The organism is Caryophanon tenue (assembly GCF_001700315.1).
Lineage (GTDB): Bacteria > Bacillota > Bacilli > Bacillales_A > Planococcaceae > Caryophanon > Caryophanon tenue.
The window spans coordinates 130,189-151,048 of the sequence record NZ_MASJ01000002.1; the positions used below are offsets into that span (position 1 = coordinate 130,189).

At 40.9% G+C, this 20,860-nt stretch carries 27 protein-coding genes; all 27 read left to right on the plus strand.

Annotated elements, in window-relative coordinates; genetic code table 11:
- The first annotated feature begins 30 nt into the window (after positions 1-30).
- On the plus strand, positions 31-399 hold the full coding sequence (gene rplN / locus A6M13_RS03165; protein ID WP_066542811.1) for a 50S ribosomal protein L14: 369 nt from the start codon (positions 31-33) through the stop codon (positions 397-399).
- Between the two features lie 38 nt (positions 400-437).
- The gene (rplX, locus tag A6M13_RS03170) at positions 438-746 is read left to right on the plus strand and encodes a 50S ribosomal protein L24 (protein ID WP_066542812.1); all 309 of its coding nucleotides are present in this window, start codon (positions 438-440) and stop codon (positions 744-746) included.
- Between the two features lie 29 nt (positions 747-775).
- Positions 776-1,315 carry a 50S ribosomal protein L5 gene (rplE, locus tag A6M13_RS03175; protein WP_066542813.1) on the plus strand — a complete coding sequence of 180 codons (540 nt, stop codon included), beginning with the start codon at positions 776-778 and terminating at the stop codon, positions 1,313-1,315.
- A gap of 22 nt (positions 1,316-1,337) precedes the next feature.
- Positions 1,338-1,523, plus strand: coding sequence for a 30S ribosomal protein S14 (rpsN, locus tag A6M13_RS03180; protein ID WP_008406949.1), 186 nt, complete (start codon positions 1,338-1,340; stop codon positions 1,521-1,523).
- 31 nt (positions 1,524-1,554) lie between these two features.
- Complete coding sequence (gene rpsH / locus A6M13_RS03185; RefSeq protein WP_066462946.1) at positions 1,555-1,953, plus strand: 30S ribosomal protein S8; 399 nt, start codon at positions 1,555-1,557, stop codon at positions 1,951-1,953.
- Positions 1,954-1,984: 31 nt separating this feature from the next.
- Complete coding sequence (gene rplF / locus A6M13_RS03190; protein ID WP_066542814.1) at positions 1,985-2,524, plus strand: 50S ribosomal protein L6; 540 nt, start codon at positions 1,985-1,987, stop codon at positions 2,522-2,524.
- Between the two features lie 42 nt (positions 2,525-2,566).
- Complete coding sequence (gene rplR, locus A6M13_RS03195; RefSeq protein WP_066542815.1) at positions 2,567-2,926, plus strand: 50S ribosomal protein L18; 360 nt, start codon at positions 2,567-2,569, stop codon at positions 2,924-2,926.
- Between the two features lie 21 nt (positions 2,927-2,947).
- Positions 2,948-3,448, plus strand: coding sequence for a 30S ribosomal protein S5 (rpsE, locus tag A6M13_RS03200; protein WP_066462955.1), 501 nt, complete (start codon positions 2,948-2,950; stop codon positions 3,446-3,448).
- A gap of 12 nt (positions 3,449-3,460) precedes the next feature.
- Positions 3,461-3,643 carry a 50S ribosomal protein L30 gene (gene rpmD / locus A6M13_RS03205; protein WP_211270288.1) on the plus strand — a complete coding sequence of 61 codons (183 nt, stop codon included), beginning with the start codon at positions 3,461-3,463 and terminating at the stop codon, positions 3,641-3,643.
- A gap of 41 nt (positions 3,644-3,684) precedes the next feature.
- Positions 3,685-4,125, plus strand: a complete 441-nt coding sequence (gene rplO, locus A6M13_RS03210; protein ID WP_066542817.1) for a 50S ribosomal protein L15 — start codon at positions 3,685-3,687, stop codon at positions 4,123-4,125.
- Positions 4,125-5,426, plus strand: a complete 1,302-nt coding sequence (gene secY, locus A6M13_RS03215; RefSeq protein ID WP_066542818.1) for a preprotein translocase subunit SecY — start codon at positions 4,125-4,127, stop codon at positions 5,424-5,426. Before rplO ends, secY begins: the two co-directional genes overlap by 1 nt.
- A gap of 72 nt (positions 5,427-5,498) precedes the next feature.
- Positions 5,499-6,152 carry an adenylate kinase gene (locus A6M13_RS03220; protein WP_066542819.1) on the plus strand — a complete coding sequence of 218 codons (654 nt, stop codon included), beginning with the start codon at positions 5,499-5,501 and terminating at the stop codon, positions 6,150-6,152.
- A 365-nt stretch (positions 6,153-6,517) separates the two neighbouring features.
- On the plus strand, positions 6,518-6,736 hold the full coding sequence (gene infA, locus A6M13_RS03225) for a translation initiation factor IF-1 (RefSeq protein ID WP_016839390.1): 219 nt from the start codon (positions 6,518-6,520) through the stop codon (positions 6,734-6,736).
- Between the two features lie 37 nt (positions 6,737-6,773).
- Positions 6,774-6,887 carry a 50S ribosomal protein L36 gene (gene rpmJ / locus A6M13_RS03230; RefSeq protein WP_000868344.1) on the plus strand — a complete coding sequence of 38 codons (114 nt, stop codon included), beginning with the start codon at positions 6,774-6,776 and terminating at the stop codon, positions 6,885-6,887.
- A 25-nt stretch (positions 6,888-6,912) separates the two neighbouring features.
- Positions 6,913-7,278, plus strand: coding sequence for a 30S ribosomal protein S13 (gene rpsM / locus A6M13_RS03235; protein ID WP_066542820.1), 366 nt, complete (start codon positions 6,913-6,915; stop codon positions 7,276-7,278).
- Positions 7,279-7,304: 26 nt separating this feature from the next.
- Positions 7,305-7,694 carry a 30S ribosomal protein S11 gene (gene rpsK, locus A6M13_RS03240; protein WP_004233731.1) on the plus strand — a complete coding sequence of 130 codons (390 nt, stop codon included), beginning with the start codon at positions 7,305-7,307 and terminating at the stop codon, positions 7,692-7,694.
- 121 nt (positions 7,695-7,815) lie between these two features.
- Positions 7,816-8,766, plus strand: a complete 951-nt coding sequence (locus tag A6M13_RS03245) for a DNA-directed RNA polymerase subunit alpha (protein ID WP_066462986.1) — start codon at positions 7,816-7,818, stop codon at positions 8,764-8,766.
- A gap of 49 nt (positions 8,767-8,815) precedes the next feature.
- Positions 8,816-9,196 carry a 50S ribosomal protein L17 gene (rplQ, locus tag A6M13_RS03250; RefSeq protein WP_066542821.1) on the plus strand — a complete coding sequence of 127 codons (381 nt, stop codon included), beginning with the start codon at positions 8,816-8,818 and terminating at the stop codon, positions 9,194-9,196.
- Between the two features lie 622 nt (positions 9,197-9,818).
- A complete protein-coding gene (locus tag A6M13_RS03255) occupies positions 9,819-10,664 on the plus strand; it encodes an energy-coupling factor ABC transporter ATP-binding protein (protein WP_066542822.1) in 846 nt (281 codons plus the stop codon).
- On the plus strand, positions 10,640-11,509 hold the full coding sequence (locus A6M13_RS03260) for an energy-coupling factor ABC transporter ATP-binding protein (RefSeq protein WP_066542823.1): 870 nt from the start codon (positions 10,640-10,642) through the stop codon (positions 11,507-11,509). The genes A6M13_RS03255 and A6M13_RS03260 overlap by 25 nt, the downstream gene beginning before the upstream one ends.
- The gene (locus A6M13_RS03265; protein WP_066542824.1) at positions 11,506-12,303 is read left to right on the plus strand and encodes an energy-coupling factor transporter transmembrane component T family protein; all 798 of its coding nucleotides are present in this window, start codon (positions 11,506-11,508) and stop codon (positions 12,301-12,303) included. Before A6M13_RS03260 ends, A6M13_RS03265 begins: the two co-directional genes overlap by 4 nt.
- Before the next feature lie 2 nt (positions 12,304-12,305).
- Positions 12,306-13,046, plus strand: a complete 741-nt coding sequence (gene truA / locus A6M13_RS03270; protein WP_066542825.1) for a tRNA pseudouridine(38-40) synthase TruA — start codon at positions 12,306-12,308, stop codon at positions 13,044-13,046.
- A gap of 167 nt (positions 13,047-13,213) precedes the next feature.
- Positions 13,214-13,651, plus strand: a complete 438-nt coding sequence (gene rplM, locus A6M13_RS03275; protein WP_066542826.1) for a 50S ribosomal protein L13 — start codon at positions 13,214-13,216, stop codon at positions 13,649-13,651.
- Between the two features lie 21 nt (positions 13,652-13,672).
- On the plus strand, positions 13,673-14,065 hold the full coding sequence (gene rpsI, locus A6M13_RS03280; protein ID WP_066542827.1) for a 30S ribosomal protein S9: 393 nt from the start codon (positions 13,673-13,675) through the stop codon (positions 14,063-14,065).
- Between the two features lie 338 nt (positions 14,066-14,403).
- Positions 14,404-15,459: an Mrp/NBP35 family ATP-binding protein gene (locus A6M13_RS03285; protein ID WP_066542828.1), complete on the plus strand. Its 1,056-nt coding sequence runs from the start codon at positions 14,404-14,406 to the stop codon at positions 15,457-15,459.
- 146 nt (positions 15,460-15,605) lie between these two features.
- On the plus strand, positions 15,606-16,283 hold the full coding sequence (locus A6M13_RS03290) for a KinB-signaling pathway activation protein (protein ID WP_066542829.1): 678 nt from the start codon (positions 15,606-15,608) through the stop codon (positions 16,281-16,283).
- A 165-nt stretch (positions 16,284-16,448) separates the two neighbouring features.
- The gene (locus tag A6M13_RS03295; RefSeq protein ID WP_066542831.1) at positions 16,449-20,306 is read left to right on the plus strand and encodes an S-layer homology domain-containing protein; all 3,858 of its coding nucleotides are present in this window, start codon (positions 16,449-16,451) and stop codon (positions 20,304-20,306) included.
- The last annotated feature ends 554 nt before the right edge of the window (positions 20,307-20,860 follow it).

Consider the following 20,860-nt stretch of genomic DNA (forward strand, 5'->3'; position numbering starts at 1 on the left):
AAATTTAAATTCCGAAGGGAGGTAACCTAAGTGATCCAACAAGAAAGTCGTATGAAAGTTGCTGACAACTCAGGTGCACGTGAAGTTTTAACAATCAAAGTACTTGGTGGTTCTGGACGTAAAACTGCTAACATCGGTGATATCGTTGTTGTTACAGTTAAGAAAGCAACACCAGGTGGCGTTGTCAAGAAAGGCGACGTAGTTAAAGCTGTAATCGTTCGCACAAAGTCTGGCGCTCGCCGTAAAGACGGTACTTATATCAAATTTGACGAAAACGCATGCGTTATCATCAAAGATGATAAGTCACCACGCGGAACTCGTATTTTCGGACCAGTTGCACGTGAATTACGTGATGGCAACTTCATGAAAATCGTTTCTTTAGCTCCAGAAGTTCTTTAATATTCATGATAGTACCAATCAAGGAGGTGCAACACACAATGCATGTTAAAAAGGGCGACAAAGTAAAAGTAATTACTGGTAAGGATAAAGGCAAAGAAGGCGTTATCTTAGCAGCTTTCCCAAAACAAGACCGCGTTCTTGTTGAAGGCGTAAATATCGTTAAAAAGCACAATAAACCTAGCCAATTAAACCCACAAGGTGGAATTGTATCTCAAGAAGCTGCAATCCATGTTTCGAACGTAATGCTAATCGATCCTAAATCTGGCGAGCCGACTCGCGTAGGTTATAAAATCGAAGACGGCAAGAAAGTTCGTGTTGCAAAAAAATCAGGTGTAGTAATCGACTAATAAGTAAAATATGAAGGGAGGTAAACTACATGAGCCGCCTAAAAGAAAAATATTTAAATGAAGTAGCTCCTGCTCTAATGAGCAAGTTCGAATATAAATCTGTAATGCAACTGCCTAAAGTGGACAAAATCGTAATCAACATGGGTGTTGGTGACGCTGTTCAAAACACTAAATCTTTAGATGCAGCAGTTGAAGAATTAACAATCATCGCTGGTCAAAAACCAGTTGTAACTAAAGCTAAAAAATCTATCGCAGGTTTCCGTTTACGTGAAGGTATGCCAATCGGAGCTAAAGTTACATTACGCGGTGAGCGTATGTACGAATTCCTAGACAAATTAATCTCTATCTCACTTCCACGTGTACGTGACTTCCGCGGTGTTTCTAAGAAATCATTCGACGGTCGCGGTAACTACACTCTAGGTGTAAAAGAGCAATTAATTTTCCCGGAAATCGATTTTGACAAAGTTTCGAAAGTACGCGGTATGGACATCGTTATCGTAACTACTGCGAATTCTGATGAAGAAGCTCGCGAGTTATTAACACAGTTCGGTATGCCGTTCCAGAAGTAATTAAATAAGGAGGGCGAAAAACGTGGCTAAAAAATCAATGATCGTTAAACAACAACGCACGCAAAAGTTTAAAGTTCAAGAATATACACGTTGTGAACGCTGTGGTCGTCCACATTCTGTATACCGTAAATTTAAGCTTTGCCGTATTTGTTTCCGTGAACTTGCATATAAGGGACAAATTCCTGGCGTAAAGAAAGCCAGCTGGTAATCCCCTAAATTTGGGAAGGAGGTAAAACGCAATGACAATGACAGATCCGATTGCAGATATGCTTACTCGTATCCGTAACGCTAACATGGTTCGTCACGAGAAATTAGAAGTTCCTGCTTCTAACATCAAGAAAGAGATCGCTGAAATTTTAAAGCGTGAAGGTTTCGTACGTGACGTAGAATACGTAGAAGATAATAAACAAGGTATCATCCGTATCTTCTTAAAATATGGTAAAGATAACGAACGCGTTATTACAGGCCTTAAACGTATCTCTAAACCAGGTTTACGTGTATACGCTAAAACAAACGAAGTTCCTAAAGTACTTAACGGTTTAGGTATTGCTTTAGTTTCAACTTCACAAGGATTATTAACAGACAAAGAAGCTCGCGCTAAACAAGTTGGCGGAGAAATCGTAGCATACGTTTGGTAATAAAGTATTAAAAGAATGGAGGTGCCACATAATGTCACGTGTAGGTAAAAAACTTATCGAGGTTCCTGCAGGCGTAACTGTTGAAGTTGCTGCTAACAACACTGTTGTTGTAAAAGGACCTAAAGGCGAATTAACTCGTCAATTCCATAAAGATATGAAAATCGAGCAAGAAGGTAACATCATCACGATCGTACGTCCTTCTGAATCTAAAGAACACCGCACAAACCACGGTACAACTCGTGCGCTTTTAGCGAACATGGTTACTGGTGTTTCTGAAGGTTTCTCTCGTTCATTAGAACTTATCGGGGTTGGTTACCGTGCGCAATTACAAGGTACTAAACTTGTATTAAACGTTGGTTACTCACACCCAGTAGAGTTCGAACCTGAAGCTGGCTTAGTAGTAGAAGTTCCTACAAACACTAAGATCATCGTTAAAGGTATCTCTAAAGAGCGTGTTGGTGCTTTAGCATCTAACATCCGTGATGTACGTCCACCAGAGCCTTACAAAGGTAAAGGTATTCGTTATGAAGGCGAATTCGTACGTCGCAAAGAAGGTAAAACAGGTAAATAATGCTGCCTAAAAGCATTAAAATCTAGAAAAGGAGTGACCTCTATGATTACGAAACAAGATAAAAATCAAGTTCGTAAGAAACGTCATGGGCGTGTTCGTGCTAAGATTTCTGGTACTGCATCAGTTCCACGTTTAAACGTATTCCGTTCAAACAAAAACATCTACGCACAATTAATCGATGACGTGGCTGGCGTAACTTTAGTTTCTGCTAATACTCAAGAAAAAGGTTTCGAGGGTGTTGGTTCGAACGTAGAAGCAGCTGCAAAAATCGGTGAAATCATCGCTAAACGCGCTGTTGAAAAAAATATTACTACTGTGGTATTTGACCGTGGTGGTTACTTATATCATGGACGTGTGAAAGCTTTAGCTGAAGCTGCACGTGAAAACGGCTTAGAATTTTAATAAGAAGGAGGGACATACTTCATGAGTCGCATTGACGCAAGCAAATTAGAACTTGAAGAACGCGTAGTTACAATTAACCGTGTTGCTAAAGTTGTTAAAGGTGGTCGTCGCTTCCGCTTCACAGCATTAGTTGTTGTTGGAGATAAAAACGGTCATGTAGGTTTTGGTACTGGTAAAGCCCAAGAGGTTCCAGATGCAATCCGCAAGGCAGTTGAAGACGCGAAGAAAAACTTAATCGAAGTACCACGCGTGGGTGGAACTACTCCACACTTAGTGCAAGGTCGCTTCGGTGCAGGTTCAATCTTAATTAAACCTGCAGCTCCTGGTACAGGAGTTATCGCTGGTGGTCCAGTACGTGCCGTACTTGAACTAGCTGGTATTACTGATATTCTTTCAAAATCTCTAGGTTCTAACACACCAATTAACATGGTGCGTGCAACTGTAGCAGGTTTAACTGAATTAAAACGCGCAGAGGACGTTGCAAAACTACGCGGTAAATCAGTGGAAGAGTTATTAGGATAAGGGGGGGAAATTATAATGGCTAAATTACAAATTACCCTTACTAAATCTGTGATCGGTTCTAAACCGGGTCAACGTAAAACTGTAGAAGCTCTTGGCTTACGCAAATTAAACCAAACTGTAGAGCAAGCTGATAACGCTGCTGTACGTGGCGCTATCACTAAAGTAGCTCACTTAGTTTCGGTTAAAGAAATCTAATTTCAAATTTTTACACATAAATTACAAGGAGGTGCCACCTAATGAAACTTCATGAGTTAAAACCTGCAGAAGGTTCACGTAAAGTACGTAACCGTGTTGGTCGTGGTATCGGTTCTGGTAACGGTAAAACATCTGGTAGAGGTCATAAAGGCCAAAACTCACGTTCTGGCGGCGGTGTTCGTCCAGGATTCGAAGGCGGTCAAAACCCTTTATTCCGTCGTTTACCAAAACGTGGTTTTACTAACGTTAACCGTAAAGAATACGCTATCGTTAACGTTGAAACACTTAACCGTTTCGAAGATGGTGCAGAAGTAACAGCTGCATTATTATTAGAAACTGGTGTAGTGAGCAATGAAAAAGCTGGAATCAAGATCCTTGGTAACGGGGAACTTACGAAAAAGCTTACAGTTAAAGCTCACAAGTTCTCAGCTTCAGCTAAAGAAGCAATTGAGAACGCTGGCGGATCTATCGAGGTGATCTAATGTTTCAGACAATCTCAAACTTTATGCGTGTTCGAGATATACGAAATAAAATCATCTTCACATTATTAATGTTAATCGTTTTTCGTATCGGGACTTTCATCCCGGTACCAAACGTTGACGCAGATGTATTAAAAGCTACTGACGAGTTCAACCTCGTTGGTTTCATTAATACGTTCGGCGGTGGTGCTTTGGCAAACTTCTCTATCTTCGCGATGGGGATAATGCCGTACATCACGGCCTCAATTATTGTACAGCTCCTTCAAATGGATGTTGTACCGAAGTTTGCTGAGTGGGCGAAGCAAGGTGATGTTGGTCGTCGTAAGCTAGCTCAATTTACTCGCTACTTCACAATCGTATTAGCATTTATCCAATCATTTGCTATGTCATTTGGTTTCAACCAAATGTATGGCGGGACATTGATCAAAGATGAGGGGATTATAACATACTTAACAATTTCAATTGTTCTTACAGCGGGTACAGCTTTCCTTTTATGGTTAGCTGAACAAATCACTGATAAGGGTGTTGGTAATGGTATTTCTATCATTATCTTCGGAGGTATCGTAGCTGCTTTACCAAATGCGGTAAACCAGTTATATGCACAACAAATTGAAGGTGCTGGTGAAGCTTTATTCATCAACATTGTGATTATTGTATTGTTATTGTTAGTACTTTTAGCTGTTGTTGTTGGTGTTATTTATGTGACGCAAGCGTTACGTAAAATTCCAATTCAATATGCAAAACGAGTTGCTGGTAATGCATCAGAGCGTGTTGCAGCTGGACAACAAACGCACTTACCGTTAAAAGTAAATGCTGCAGGGGTTATTCCGGTAATCTTCGCAGTAGCGTTTATTATGACACCGCAAACACTCGCATTATTCTTTGGTGAAAATGACATTACAACGAATATTACGAATTTCTTCGATTATACGAAGCCAATTGGTATGACGATTTATGTTGTGTTAATCATTGCGTTCACATACTTCTATGCATTCATTCAGGTGAATCCAGAAAATGTGGCGGACAACTTGAAAAAACAAGGTGCGTACATTCCGGGTATTCGCCCAGGCAATGACACACAAACGTATTTAACTAAAGTCCTTTACCGTTTAACGTTTGTAGGTGCAATTTTCCTTGCGTTAATTGCTATTCTACCTTTAATGTTCACAGCGTTGATGGACTTACCGGCAGCTGTACAAATCGGTGGTACTAGTATCCTGATTGTTGTTGGTGTAGCGCTTGAAACGATGAAGCAATTAGAGTCACAATTAGTGAAACGTCACTATAAAGGATTCATGAAATAATCTGGTTGTTAGGAAGCAAATCGCTTCCTATTAACTAGCAACAAAACTTTTTGTTGGAGGGGCAAATTTCGTATGAATATCGTATTAATGGGTCTTCCTGGTGCTGGTAAAGGTACACAGGCTGATAAAATTATTGAGAAGTACGCAATCCCTCATATTTCTACAGGCGACATGTTCCGTGCAGCGATTAAAGACGGCACTGAACTAGGCTTAAAGGCTAAATCGTTTATGGATCAAGGACAATTAGTTCCTGATGAAGTGACGATCGGCATCGTTCGCGAGCGCCTTAGCCAAGCTGACTGTGAGAAGGGCTTCCTTTTAGATGGTTTCCCACGTACAGTTCCGCAAGCTGAAGCTTTAGATAGCATCCTTGTAGAACTAGGGAAAAGCATTGAACACACGATCAATGTTGAAGTCGAAAAAGACGAGCTAGTTGCTCGATTATCTGGTCGTCGTATTTGTAAAGTATGTGGCACATCTTATCATGTTGTTTTCAATCCTCCAAAAGAGGATGGAAAATGTGATAAAGACGGCGGCGAACTTTACACACGCGCTGATGATAATCCTGAAACGGTTTCGAACCGTCTGGAAGTAAATATGAATCAAGCACAACCATTACTTGATTTCTATCAAGCAAAAGGTGTGTTATCAAATATTAACGGACAGCAAGATATTGACAAAGTATTTGCTGACCTTGATGCTCTTTTACAGGGCAGCCGCAGCTGATAACCCGGCTCCGGGCGCAGATTACTGCTTCCGCGGGAGGCATGCGGAAGCAACAACGAAACATAATTATTTGAGAGTTGCAAAAGCATATTGTGCCCGGTATATATCTTTGAGCGAGCTCTTGAAATCATTTTACGTGAAGATGGGCTTTTGACAAGGTATAATGGGTTTCGTGGAAGCATCTGTACAACGGGTATGAAATTCTCATCCGAGACTATCAAAGTTTCCGTGGATTGTGTGAAGCGAAACCAGACGAGCGTCTTTCAAACATCTCTCATACAATCCAAGACATATGATTTATCATATGCCGTTTGATGAAAAGATGAGAACCTGATTATGTAAATATAGAAGGGAGACTAGGTCTGATGGCGAAAGACGATGTAATTGAAGTCGAAGGGACAGTTGTTGAGACTTTGCCAAACGCGATGTTTAAGGTAGAATTAGAAAACGGACATACAGTGTTAGCACACGTTTCTGGTAAGATTCGTATGCACTTTATCCGTATCCTACCTGGAGATAAGGTTACTATCGAGTTATCTCCTTATGATTTAACTCGCGGTCGTATCACGTACCGTTTTAAATAATCTTTTGCACTCCGAAATATAAGGAGGTTAGGTTAAGATGAAAGTAAGACCATCTGTTAAACCGATCTGCGAAAAATGTAAAGTAATTCGCCGACGCGGTAAAGTAATGGTAATCTGTGAAAATCCTAAACACAAACAAAAACAAGGATAATTAAACAAGGAGGTGCTCTAACGATATGGCACGTATTGCTGGTGTTGATATTCCTCGCGACAAACGCGTTGTAATTTCATTAACTTACATCTACGGTATTGGTAAAACTACTTCTCAAAAAGTATTAGCAGCTGCTGGTATTAACGAAGAGACTCGTGTACGCGATCTTTCAGAAGATCAGTTAAACTTAATCCGTGAACAATTAGATTCATATAAAGTAGAAGGTGACTTACGTCGTGAAGTTTCATTAAACATTAAACGTTTAATGGAAATCGGATGTAACCGTGGTATCCGTCACCGTCGTGGTTTACCAGTTCGTGGTCAAAATACGAAGAACAACGCACGTACGCGTAAAGGTCCTCGTAAGACTGTAGCGAACAAGAAAAAATAATTAAGTAAAGGAGGTCCCTGTTAGACATGGCACGTAAACAACAAACTCGTAAACGTCGTGTGAAAAAGAATATCGAATCTGGTATTGCACACATCCGTTCTACATTTAACAATACAATCGTAACGATTACAGATATGCAAGGTAACGCTGTATCTTGGTCATCAGCTGGTGCTTTAGGTTTCCGTGGTTCACGTAAATCTACTCCATTCGCTGCACAAATGGCTGCTGAGACTGCTGCTAAAACTTCTTTAGAGCATGGTCTTAAAACGTTAGAAGTAACTGTTAAAGGTCCTGGTGCAGGTCGTGAAGCTGCAATCCGTGCACTTCAAGCTGCTGGTTTAGAAGTAACTGCTATCAAAGACGTTACTCCAGTTCCTCATAACGGTTGCCGTCCGCCAAAACGTCGTCGCGTGTAGTAGGTATTCCTAGTTCACTCTAGGTAATTCCCGTCTTATGCAAACAGGCCCTGGGCGTTTTTAAAAAAGATGATGGTAATACACCTAATTACATTCGATGTTTTGAAGGAGGGTAAATTGAATGATCGAAATTGAAAAACCAAAGATTGAAACGGTTGAAATCAGCGAAGATTCCAAGTATGGTAAATTTGTTGTAGAGCCACTTGAACGTGGTTATGGTAATACTTTGGGGAACTCACTACGTCGTATCCTTTTATCTTCTCTACCTGGTGCTGCAGTAACATCTATTCAAATTGACGGCGTTTTACACGAATTCTCAACTGTAGAAGGCGTTGTAGAAGATGTCGCTTCAATTATTTTAAATGTTAAAAAGTTAGCACTTAAAATTTACTCTGATGAAGAGAAATTAATTGAGATCGATATTAAAGGTGATGAGCAAGGCATTGTAACAGCTGCTGATATTACTCATGACTCTGATGTAGAGATTTTAAACCCAGATTTATATATCGCAACAATTGCTAAAAACGGACACTTACGTATGCGTATGTATGCGCAACGTGGACGTGGATACACTCCAGCTGACCAAAACAAGCGTGAGGATCTTCCTATCGGCGTTATCCCGATCGACTCTATTTACACTCCAGTTTCACGCGTCAACTTCCAAGTTGAAAATACTCGTGTTGGACAAAGCTCTGACTACGACAAACTTTCACTTGATGTTTGGACAGATGGCAGCATCGGTCCTAAAGAGGCGATTTCGCTTGGAGCGAAAATTTTAACAGAGCACTTAAACATCTTCGTAGGCATGACGGATGAGGCACAAACTGCTGAAATCATGGTCGAAAAAGAAGAAGATCAAAAAGAACGCGTTCTAGAGATGACTATCGAAGAACTAGATCTTTCTGTTCGTTCTTATAACTGCTTAAAGCGCGCTGGTATCAATACGGTACAAGAGTTAGCTGACAAGTCAGAAGACGACATGATGAAGGTTCGTAACCTTGGTCGCAAGTCTTTAGAAGAAGTAAAAGCGAAATTAGATGAGCTTGGTTTAGGGTTACGCAAAGAAGACTAAGCGATATTAAAATATTTTTAGTATTTTGTATTAAAGGAGGGAAATTTCCATGGGTTACAGAAAACTTGGTCGTACAAGTTCTCAACGTAAAGCTTTATTACGTGATTTAACTACTGACTTAATCATCAACGAGCGCATCGAAACTACTGAAGCTCGCGCTAAAGAGTTACGTTCTACTGTTGAAAAAATGATTACTTTAGGTAAACGCGGTGACTTACACGCGCGTCGTCAAGCAGCTGCTTACATTCGTCGTGAGTTAACTACAACAACTGATGCTGAAGGTAACGAAAACACTGTTTTCGCACTTCAGAAATTATTTGATGATGTAGCTCCACGTTACGCAGAGCGTCAAGGTGGTTACACTCGTATTCTTAAAGTAGGTCCTCGCCGTGGTGACGGTGCACCTGTAGTTGTGATTGAATTAGTTTAATCATAAATATGTGGTAGTGAGGGTGTCCGTCTAGCCCGGTTCACCGGTTAAAAACGGCACCCTCTTTTTTTACACAAAGCCAAATGATTTATACGACAATAATTAAGCTGAGCGTTATGATGAGCGGGCTGTTTTATACAGTGGCGTCTCGTTTAGCTCTCGCACCTCATTCAATTAGAACACGGAATTGAGCAGCCGTGTTCTTCCTAAATGTACAAGCGCATTTCTCTGAATGAGGTGCGCGCTTTTTTATTCTTACATACGACAAAACACTCTTCTGTTTGACAGAAGGGTGTTTTTTTATACATTGGTGCTAAAAATAGGCTGATGTGTGACGACACAAGCATCAACTTCAGAAAAGCTAGCGATGTTTTTATGCGACGAGGTACGACAGGAGCATAAGCAGATAAAAGTAAAAGAGGAACATCGTATTTGCCATAAGCGAAGCGTATCCGCTATGTGGCGTAGCACCTACAGCACAACCGTAATCCGTTTTTATATTGTAGAATGACATCAATCGTATTTAAGGGTGGCATGCATGTTGAAAACAGTGTAAGTTAGTATTTAGAACAGTTTTGAGCTGAGCTAGTAGAGATGAGAAGAGAAAAGGAGACAAACGGTTATGGCAGAAATTTTATCACTCAATGCAGTGTCATTTTCATATACACCTGATGAGCCTGAAAAGCGTAAAGCAGTCGATACAGTGAGCTTTTCGATTCAACGAGGAGAATGGATTGCGATTGTCGGGCATAACGGCTCAGGGAAGTCAACAATGGCAAAATTGATGAATGGCTTACTCGTTCCAACAGAGGGCGATATTCGTTTTAACCAAGAAGTATTAACGGAACATAATTTATGGGATGTGCGCTCACAAATGGGCATGGTATTCCAAAATCCTGATAATCAATTTGTCGGTGCAACCGTGCAAGACGATGTCGCATTTGCACTTGAAAATAATGGCGTACCTTTTGAGGAAATGGTTGGACGTGTACATGAGGCGCTTCAGCAAGTACGTATGGACGGTTTTTTAGACCATGAGCCTCACCATCTATCCGGTGGGCAAAAGCAACGTGTAGCGATTGCAGGGGCGCTTGCATTACGTCCGAAACTACTGATCTTAGATGAATCAACATCAATGCTTGATCCACAAGGACGCCAAGAAGTATTACAAACGGTCATGCAGCTACGTGAAGAAACAGGCTTAACGGTTATTTCGATTACGCATGATTTAGAAGAAGCAATGCTCGCAGACCGCGTATTATTTATGAATGATGGGAAGAAGCATGCGGAAGGAACACCTGAGCAAATTTTTGCTTTAGGTGATGAGTTGACGGCGCTTGGCTTAGACTTACCATTCGCGTATAAACTGTCACGCCTCTTACAAGAGAACGGAGTGGCACTGCAAGGACAACATCTTACAGAAGAAGAGCTGGTGAATGATATATGGACATCAAACTTCAACAAGTAGCGTATGCCTATGCGCAAGGCACGCCATTTGAAAAGCGCGCATTATTCGATGTGAATTTAGCGATTACATCCGGCACATACCAGGCGATAATTGGACATACAGGTTCGGGGAAATCGACCGTGTTACAGCATTTCAATGCGTTATTACGTCCAACTGCTGGCCAAGTGGTGCTTGGGAGCCGCGTTATCGAGGCTGGAAAGAAGCAAAAGAACTTAAAAGAAGTACGTCAAAAGGTCGGCATTGTATTTCAGTTTCCTGAACACCAATTATTTGAGGAAACGGTATTAAAAGATATTATGTTCGGACCTATGAACTTCGGTGTAAGCGCAGAACAAGCTGAAAAACGTGCACGTGAATTAATCACGCTAGTCGGCTTGCCAGACAGCGTATTAGAAAAGTCACCGTTTGATCTGTCCGGGGGGCAAATGCGTCGTGTAGCGATTGCAGGGGTGCTTGCGATGCAGCCTGACGTCATTGTATTAGATGAGCCGACAGCAGGGCTTGACCCACGTGGACAGCGTGAAATAATGGATATGTTTTATGCGCTGCATAAAGAGCGCGGCTTAACGACGATTTTAGTGACACATAGTATGGAAGATGCGGCACGTTATGCGGACGAAATTGCTATTATGCATGAGGGACGTTGTGTATTATCAGGGACACCGACAGCGCTATTTAGCGATGTAGAACGTTTGCGACAGTATCGTTTAGAAGTGCCACGGTTAGTCGCTTTCCAGCATAAAATTGAGCAACTTATCGGACAAAAGTTTCCAGAACTATCACTGACCGAGGAACAATTTGCGAAGCAGTTAGCAGCAATTACGAAAGCAGGTGAGCGCTTATGATGGAGAAGATGATTTTTGGTCGCTTCATTCCGGGTGAATCATTTGTCCACAAACTAGATCCACGCGCGAAACTATTATTTGTATTTGCATTTATCGTTATTGTATTCATTGCGAATAACGCGCTTACGTACGGCTTGCTTGTCGCATTTACACTGGTGGTCATTTTAATGAGCCGCATTAAGCCATATTTTTTAATAAATGGCTTGAAGCCTGTGCTGTTTTTAATGATTTTTACATTTTTAATTCATATCCTGTTTACAAAAGAAGGCGATTTATTATTTGAGCTAGGTTTTGTCAAGGTGTATGAAGAAGGGCTACGCCAAGGTATTTTTATTTCACTACGCTTTTTAGTACTCGTATTTATGACGACAATTTTAACATTAACCACATCACCGATTTCGATTACGGACGGCTTAGAAGTATTGTTAAATCCGCTAAAGAAAGTGAAGTTTCCTGTGCATGAACTTGCACTTATGATGTCAATTGCACTGCGCTTTATTCCAACATTAATGGATGAAACCGATAAAATTATGAAAGCACAAATGGCGCGTGGCTCGGATTTAAGTGCCGGCTCGTTAAAGGACCGCATTAAAGCTGTTGTACCGTTATTAGTGCCGCTATTTGTCAGCGCGTTTAAACGTGCCGAAGATTTAGCAACCGCAATGGAAGTACGTGGCTATAAAGGTGGCGAAGGGCGTACACGCTATCGTCAGCTGAAGTGGCAACTGAAGGATACATTGATTTTAGTGTTCTTAGTCGTATTCGCGGCGGGATTATGGATGTTACGAGGATAATGATGAGACGATTAAAAATGATAATTAGTTATGACGGGACGAGCTTCTCTGGCTATCAAGTACAGCCCGGGGAGCGCACCGTTCAGTTAGAGATTGAACAAGTATTAACGAAAATGCATAAAGGTACGCCGGTAAAGATTATTGCTAGTGGACGTACGGATGCGCGTGTACATGCAACGGGGCAAGTGATCCATTTTGATACGACGCTAACGATACCAATAGACAGCTATATGAAAGCATTAAATGTACAGCTACCGCGTGATATTCGCGTGTTAGCATGTGAGGAAGTAGCAAGTGACTTCCACGCGCGTTATAGCGTCAGTGGCAAGCGCTACCGTTACATTTGGCATTTTGCAGCGATACAAAGTCCGTTTCGTCGTCATTACACGACAGAGACAAACGGCATTGTCCCGAATATTGAATTAATGCGTGAAGCTGCTGCCTATATTGTCGGAGAGCATGATTTTTCTTGCTTTTGTGCGGCAAATACAAGCGTACAAGATAAAGTACGCACGGTGCATAGCTTAACGTTTGAAATACACGGTGAAGAGCTGCATATGGTAATTGAAGGGAATGGCTTCTTATATAATATGGTACGGATTATAGCTGGTACTTTATGGGAAGTAGGAACGGAAAAGAGAACGCCACAAAATGTACAAAAAATAATCGAAAGTATGGACAGAAAAACGGCTGGAAAAACAGCTCCGCCTCATGGATTATACTTAGAAAAGGTATATTACTAGGCATCTGACAACTTCTCCAGGTGTTTTGTTTTTTTGCTTGACTTTGTTTTAGATTCGTTATAAGATGATGTATGGTATTTTCATTACCACCACAAATAAGCCCCGAAAACTTATCAGTGTAACTAATGAAAAATAACGGTAATCATATCGATTAGGAGGATATATACATGCGTACAACATTCATGGCTAAAGGTCACGAAGTAGAACGTAAATGGTTAGTAATCGACGCTGAAGGCCAAACACTTGGTCGTTTAGCTTCTGAAGTAGCTGCTATCTTACGTGGTAAACATAAACCAACATTCACACCAAACGTTGACACAGGTGATCACGTGATCATCATCAACGCAGAAAAAATCGAGTTAACAGGTAATAAATTACAAGGTAAAATTTACTACCGTCACACTCAATTCGCAGGCGGCTTAAAACAACGCACAGCTGGCGAAATGAAAGAAAAATACCCAACTCAAATGCTTGAGTTAGCAATCAAAGGGATGCTTCCAAAGAACTCTTTAGGCCGTAAAATGTTTGGTAAATTAAACGTTTATACTGGTTCTGAGCACCCACACGCAGCACAAAAACCAGAAGCTTATGAGCTTCGCGGATAATAATAAAAGGAGGATACAACCTTGGCACAAGTTCAATACATCGGCACAGGTCGCCGTAAAAGTTCAGTAGCCCGCGTACGTTTAGTACCAGGCGAAGGCACAATCGTAATCAACAAGCGTGATATCACTGAGTACGTTCCATTTGAAACGTTACGTGAAATCATTAAACAACCATTAGTAGCAACTGAAACTGTAGGAAGCTACGATATCCACGTAAACGTTAACGGTGGTGGATACACTGGTCAAGCTGGCGCAATCCGTCACGGTATCGCTCGCGCGTTACTACAAGTTGACCCAGCATTCCGTCCAGTATTAAAAGCAGCTGGATTCTTAACTCGTGACGCTCGTATGAAAGAACGTAAAAAATACGGTCTTAAAGGCGCTCGTCGTGCACCTCAATTCTCTAAACGTTAATTTTGGTTTGTACAGAGTTTCAAAACACGTTCCGACATTTGTCGGAGCGTGTTTTTTTTATTGCTTATTATTTATCGAAACATCTGCAATACATGTTCATCTATATTTTTTCGGAAAAGTATAGATAAAACTGTGTCGAAAAAGGCGAAGGATAACAATGGCAATCATCATCCGTATTCAAAAAGGTAGTGTAGAAGTTCCGCTGCATGCTAGCAGTTGATTGAGAAACTTTTTTACGCGCACGAAAGCCTTTTCATTTCTGAAACATATCATAGTAGAATGGCGATATAGTTATGCTATAATAAAACCTATCAAACAGATTTAGGGGAGTGTTTTACTTGATTAACGAGCAACAAGTCCGTGAAATTCTTGGTCAATTAGAAGATCCGTTTTTACATAGAACGTTACAAGAAACTGACGGCATTTTAAATGTTTCAATTAAAGAAGAAAAAAATCACGTAAGCGTAAAAATCGCTATTACGAAAACAAATACACCAGAACAAATGCAACTGCAAATGAAAGTTGTTGAAAAGTTAAAAGAGGCGGGTGCCAACACGGTAGGTATTCGTTTTGAAGAGCTTTCAAAAGAACAGCTTGAAAAATTCCGCGGACAAGCAACGGAATCAGAAGCACAAGATATTTTATCACCATTATCAAAAGTACAATTTATTTCAATTGCTTCTGGTAAAGGCGGCGTAGGTAAATCAACGGTGTCAGTAAACTTAGCAGTTGCTTTAGCGCGTCTAGGCAAAAAAGTGGCGTTAATTGATGCAGATATTTACGGCTTCAGCGTACCGGATATGATGGGTGTACAAGAAATGCCAGTTGTGAAAAATGACCGCATTTACCCAGTTGATCGTCTAGGTGTAAAAATGATTTCAATGGGCTTCTTCGTTGAAAACAACGCACCAATCGTTTGGCGTGGACCAATGCTTGGGAAAGTATTAGACCAATTCTTCCGCGATGTAGAGTGGGGAGATATTGATTACTTATTATTAGACTTACCACCAGGTACAGGCGATATCGCACTTGATATTCACCAAATGTTACCGGCTTCAAAAGAAATCGTAGTTACAACACCGCACCCAACAGCAGCATTTGTTGCGGCACGTGCAGGGGCGATGGCTCTTCAAACAGATCACGAAATTTTAGGTGTTGTTGAAAACATGTCTTGGCATGAGTCAAAAACAGGTGAACGTGAATATGTATTCGGTAAAGGCGGCGGACCAAAGCTTGCTGAAGAATTACGTACAGAGTTACTTGGTCAAATTCCATTAGGACAACCAGATTGGAATGACGAAGACTTTGCACCATCTGTATATGCAGAAAACCATCCAACAGGTCAGTTATACTTAAACATTGCACAAAATGTTATTAATAAACTAACGAAATAAATTGTTTGAACGCGTAGACAAGGCATGATGCTTTGTCTATGCTTTTTTTATTGAGCGACGTTTGTTAAAATGAAACAAAGAATAGGTATTTTCGCTATATAATAAGAACGTTTTGTCGAAATTTCACACATTAGGGGTGTTTGGGAATGACTATACGGAATTTTATTAAGTTTGCGTTTTGGGGCATTTTATTAGGGGGGAGCTTAACGAGTATTGCAAGTTTATTGATACGCTGGGATATTTACGCGCCATACATACAAGCAGGAGAATTTGGGGAAGTTGTAGCAAGCTTTGTGTGGATGTTTTTACTCGGTGTCACAATGGCTGTTATTTCGCAAGCGGGCTATTTTGCGTATTTAACGATTCATCAAATTGGTGTCGGTGTATTTAAATCGCTGACATTATGGAATTGGGTACAAGTACTATTAATTGTTGTTGTAATTGTGGATTTAGTTGTGTTCCGTTTCTTGCCGTTTACAACGTCTTGGCAAACAGGGCTGTTTTACGGGGCATTACTATTTGTATTAATAGGTTGTTCGTTTGTAACAGCGCATCAAAAAGTAAAGCTTACGGGGAAGAAGCATATTTTTATCCCGTCATTATTTTTTATGATTGTGGTCACAACGCTGGAGTGGACGATTGCATTAATGGGGCGTGACGTCAATATTGATAGCTACGTGGCACTTTTATTATTCCCGCTCGTTGCGGTCAATGCGTACCAGTTACTTGTCTTGCCAAAATACAATGCGATGTCGGAGCGTGACCGTCTTCGTTTAGCAGAGCGTAAAGCCGCGCGTAAACAACAGGAGAATGCACAAGCCTAAAATTATACATCTAAACACTCAGTAAGCATGAAAGTGCTTTCATGAGTGTTTTTTATATGGCTCTTCTGCATGGACCTCTGATGTCGGACAACAGAATTGCTATTGAAGAAAAATATTAGAGTAGTATATATTTTGGGTAGATTATAGCTTTGGAGGAATTTTATCATGTTAAAACGTTCAACATTACGTAAATCAACACAATTTTTAGCAGCAGCTGCATTAACAGCAACAATCGTGACACCAGCTGTGCAAGCAGAAGAAGTCGTTGCCACTTCAACAATTGCTGATGCACGTACAGCAGAAAAAGGTTCAGTCGTAACGATTCAAGGAACAATTACAACAGCACAAGGTTTCGCGGGAAGCAACGCAGCATTTTACGTACAAGATGAAACAGGTGGTGTATTCGTATATACACGCGACACAGGTTTTGCAGTTGGCGATGTTGTTGAGATTACTGGAACAACAGATGAATACAATGGGGAAATTCAAATTAGCGGTACACCAACAATTACGAAAGTAGCAGCAGGCGAAGCGGTTGTTGCTGAGGCTGGTTGGGTAACGGCAAATAACCAAGGACAACTTGTGGCACTAGAGGACGTAACAATTACGGATTTAGTAGCACAAGGTGACAAAGGGACATTTGAGTTCAAAGCGACAAAGGACGGGCAAGAGCCATTAACAGTACGTGTAGATTACCGTAGTGGTTATACATATGAGCAGTTTATCGAAGCGGGCTATAATGACGGTGATATCGTAACAGTAGAAGGGATCGCAGCCAACTTTAATGGCACGTTACAACTAAAAGCTTTAGGGGATGCCTTTACATTAGTACAAGACGGTGTAGCAACAGAGAAGGAAGAAGTAGCGATTTCACCGATTGCAGATGTACGCCATGTCGATAACGGCACAGCGGTAAAATTCCAAGGTGTTATTACGACAAAACCAGGCTTTAACGGCTCAAAAGCATTTTATGTACAAGATGAAACAGGCGGTGTATACGTTTATTCATCACATGCGGGCTTAAGTGTAGGACAAGAGGTTGTTGTGGAAGGTACACATGATATATACAATAACGAAATTCAAATTCGTCCAACAGCGATTGAAGTAGTAGGTACGAAAGCATTACCACAACCAGTCATGACAACAGCAGAAGCATTAAACGCAGAGCACTTAGGCAAGCGCGTACAACTTGAGCAAGTAACGATTACAGAAATCGTAACAGATAGCTATGATAACTTCACATTTACGATTTTAGAAAAAGACGGCAAAACAGTACAAGTACACAATGATTCACGTGGTGGATTAACGGGCACGGAATTTAAAGCGGTGTATAAAGAAGGCGATATTGTTAATGTAACAGGTGTTGCAGGCAATTACCGTGCAGATGACGTATTCCGCGTACAAGTAACAGGCTTGCAAGATTTCGCAGGTGAATTAACATCATCTCGTGCAAATGAATATGTAAAAGCAAATACAGCGATTGCTTTACAAACAATTTATGCAGATGCAGATATTTACTACACAACAGATGGTTCTGAACCAACGACAGAAAGTACAGTTTATAACGGCGAAATTATGGTAGTCGAAGACATAACGATTAAAGCGTTAATTGTCCATAACGGCAAAGAAATTACACAAACATTTACGTACCAAGTAGCACCATTCCATAACGATAAAAAAATTGGTGATATTCAAGGTGCAGCACATACATCACCATTCGTAAATGATTTCGTCGAAGTAGCAGGTGTTGTGACGCATGTAGCAGATAGCGGAAACTTTGTGATTCAAGGAGAAGCGGATGGCAATAACGATACATCAGATGCGATTTATGTGGCGTACGAAGACCATGGCTTTGCGGTAGGTGATGTTGTAACGGTAGACGGGCAAGTACGTGAGCTTGGTGGTGGTACAGACTTAACGACGACGACAATTGTTGCCGAACAAGTAACAAAAACAGCAACAGCCGCATTACCAACAGCTTTATTGATTGGTGAAGATGTAAAAGCACCAGCAAAAGTGATTGATAACGACCAATTTGCAACATTTGACCCAGCAGAAGATGCTATCGATTTCTATGAATCGTTAGAAGGTATGCGTGTTGCGGTGAAAGATGCGAAAATCGTTGCGCCACAATCAGGTGGTGTTGTAACAGTTGTACCAAGTGCTATTGCGGATACATTAACATTTAACAACACAGGTGGCTTAAACATCGCAAAAGATAACTACAATACAGAGCGTATTTTAGTGAGCGCAGGTGTAGATGTGAAAGCAGGCGATGCGTTTAAAGGCAATATCGTCGGTGTGATGGGGTACGATAGCGACAACTTCAAGTTATATACAACAGAAGCATTACCAGAACTAGTAGTAGCGGATGTAACAACGGATGTGACACATATCGAGCCAGCAGCAGATAAAGTAACAGTAGCGGCTTACAATATCGAAAACTTCTCAGCCACGACAACTGCCGATAAAGTAAAAGGCATTGCGAAGCATATTGCTGAAAACTTACAAACACCAGACGTTGTGACATTAACAGAAGTACAAGATAATGACGGTTCAAAAGATACAGGTGTAACAGATGCATCTGAAAGCTACGAAGTGTTGATCGCAGCAATTAAAGAATTAACAGGTGTGGAATATAAATGGACAGATATCGCACCAGAAAATAATCAAGATGGTGGTGCACCAGGCGCAAACATTCGTCCAGGCTTCTTATATAACCCAGAGCGTGTAACATTACACGAGGGCGAAAAAGGTTCAGCAACAGATGGTGTTGAATGGACAAATACTGGTGATTTAACATTGAATCCAGGACGTGTGATGGAGCATCAGCAAGAAAATACACGTAAAGCATTAGCAGCACAATTTACATTAAACACAACAGGTGAAGACTTTATCGTGATTGGTGCGCATTTAAACTCTAAAGGTGGCGACACACCATTATTCGGTAATATCCAACCAGCACAGCTACATTCAGAAGCGGAACGTGTAGCGTTAGCAACAGCCATTAATGCCTTTATTAAAAAAGGATTAGCGAAAAATAAAGATGCAAACATTATCGTTGCCGGTGATATGAACGACTTTGAGTTCTCAGCACCATTAACAGCATTAAAAGGCGCTGAGTTAACGAATATGATCGACGTTGCGGATGCAGCCGACCGTTACACATATTCATTCCAAGGTAATAACCAAGTATTAGATCATATTTTAGTAACAAACAGCATGGCAAAAGATGCCCAAGTGGATGTTATCCATGTGAATACAAATGTGTTAGAGGGGAGCTTCTCAGACCATGACCCAGTATTAGTGCAAGTAGCACTACAACCGAAATCAACGGTAATACCTGGCTTACCAGTGGTGCCTACAGAGCCTGTAACACCTGTAGAGCCAACACAACCAGTACTGCCGGAAGAACCGACTGAACCAGAAGTACCTGTGACGCCAGAGGAACCGACAACACCGGTTGAACCAGAAGCACCAACAGCACCGTTTACGGATATTGCGGATTCTTACAGCGCAAATGCAATTGCAGCACTATACGCAGCGGGCATTACAACAGGTACAACGCCAACAACATTTGAGCCAAAAGCCACGATGACACGCGCTCAATTTGCGGTAATGATTGCGCGTGCCTTAAAATTAGAGGCTAAAGCAGCGACAGCCTTTACGGATGTAAAAGGGAAATGGTACGCACAAGAAGTTCAAGCATTAGTAGAAGCAGGCATCGTAACCGGTAAAACAGCAACAACGTTTGAGCCAGGTAGCCTAATTACACGTCAACAGGCAGCGACGATGATTGTACGCATGATGGAATATAAAGGTCATACATTTGCCGAGGCAGACGTATCGTACACAGATGTAGCAGCTATTTCTCCATATGCACAACCAGCAGTAGCGAAATTATTTGGCGCAAACATTATGACGGGTGACGACAATGTCTTCTCACCGCAAGCGAATTTAACACGTCAACAAATGGCGAAAATCCTTTATGAAGCATTAGTAGAGGTAAATGTTTTAAAATAAATGAATCGTAATAACGTAAGTAGATAACCTAACAAAAGCAATGTATGCTAAAGGCTTGTAGATTTTTAAAGAGCAAATAGCTGTATGATGTCGGGCTTAAGCTATGCTTGCGGAGTACATTTGTTATGTAGGGTAGTAACATTTACAGAAAAACAGCAGTTGTTTCTTATATAAAGAAAACAGCTGCTTTTTTCTTTTGAAAAAAATATAGAAAAAGTATTGACGTATATTATTGTTAGATGATATTATATTGAAGTCGCTTACGAGAGGTGTTAAAAACTTAGTTGAAAAATTATTTCAAAAAAGTTATTGACACAAAAAGATAGCGGTGATAAGATATAGAAGTTCGCTTAACACGAACGAAAAACATGAACCTTGAAAACTGAACAACAAACGTTGATGAAACATAGTCAGTTTAACTGACAAAATTATGACATCTTAAATGATGCCAGCAACATCGAGAACTACGGTTTGAGATGAAAAATTTGAGCTTAACTCAAATTCTTTTTGGAGAGTTTGATCCTGGCTCAGGACGAACGCTGGCGGCGTGCCTA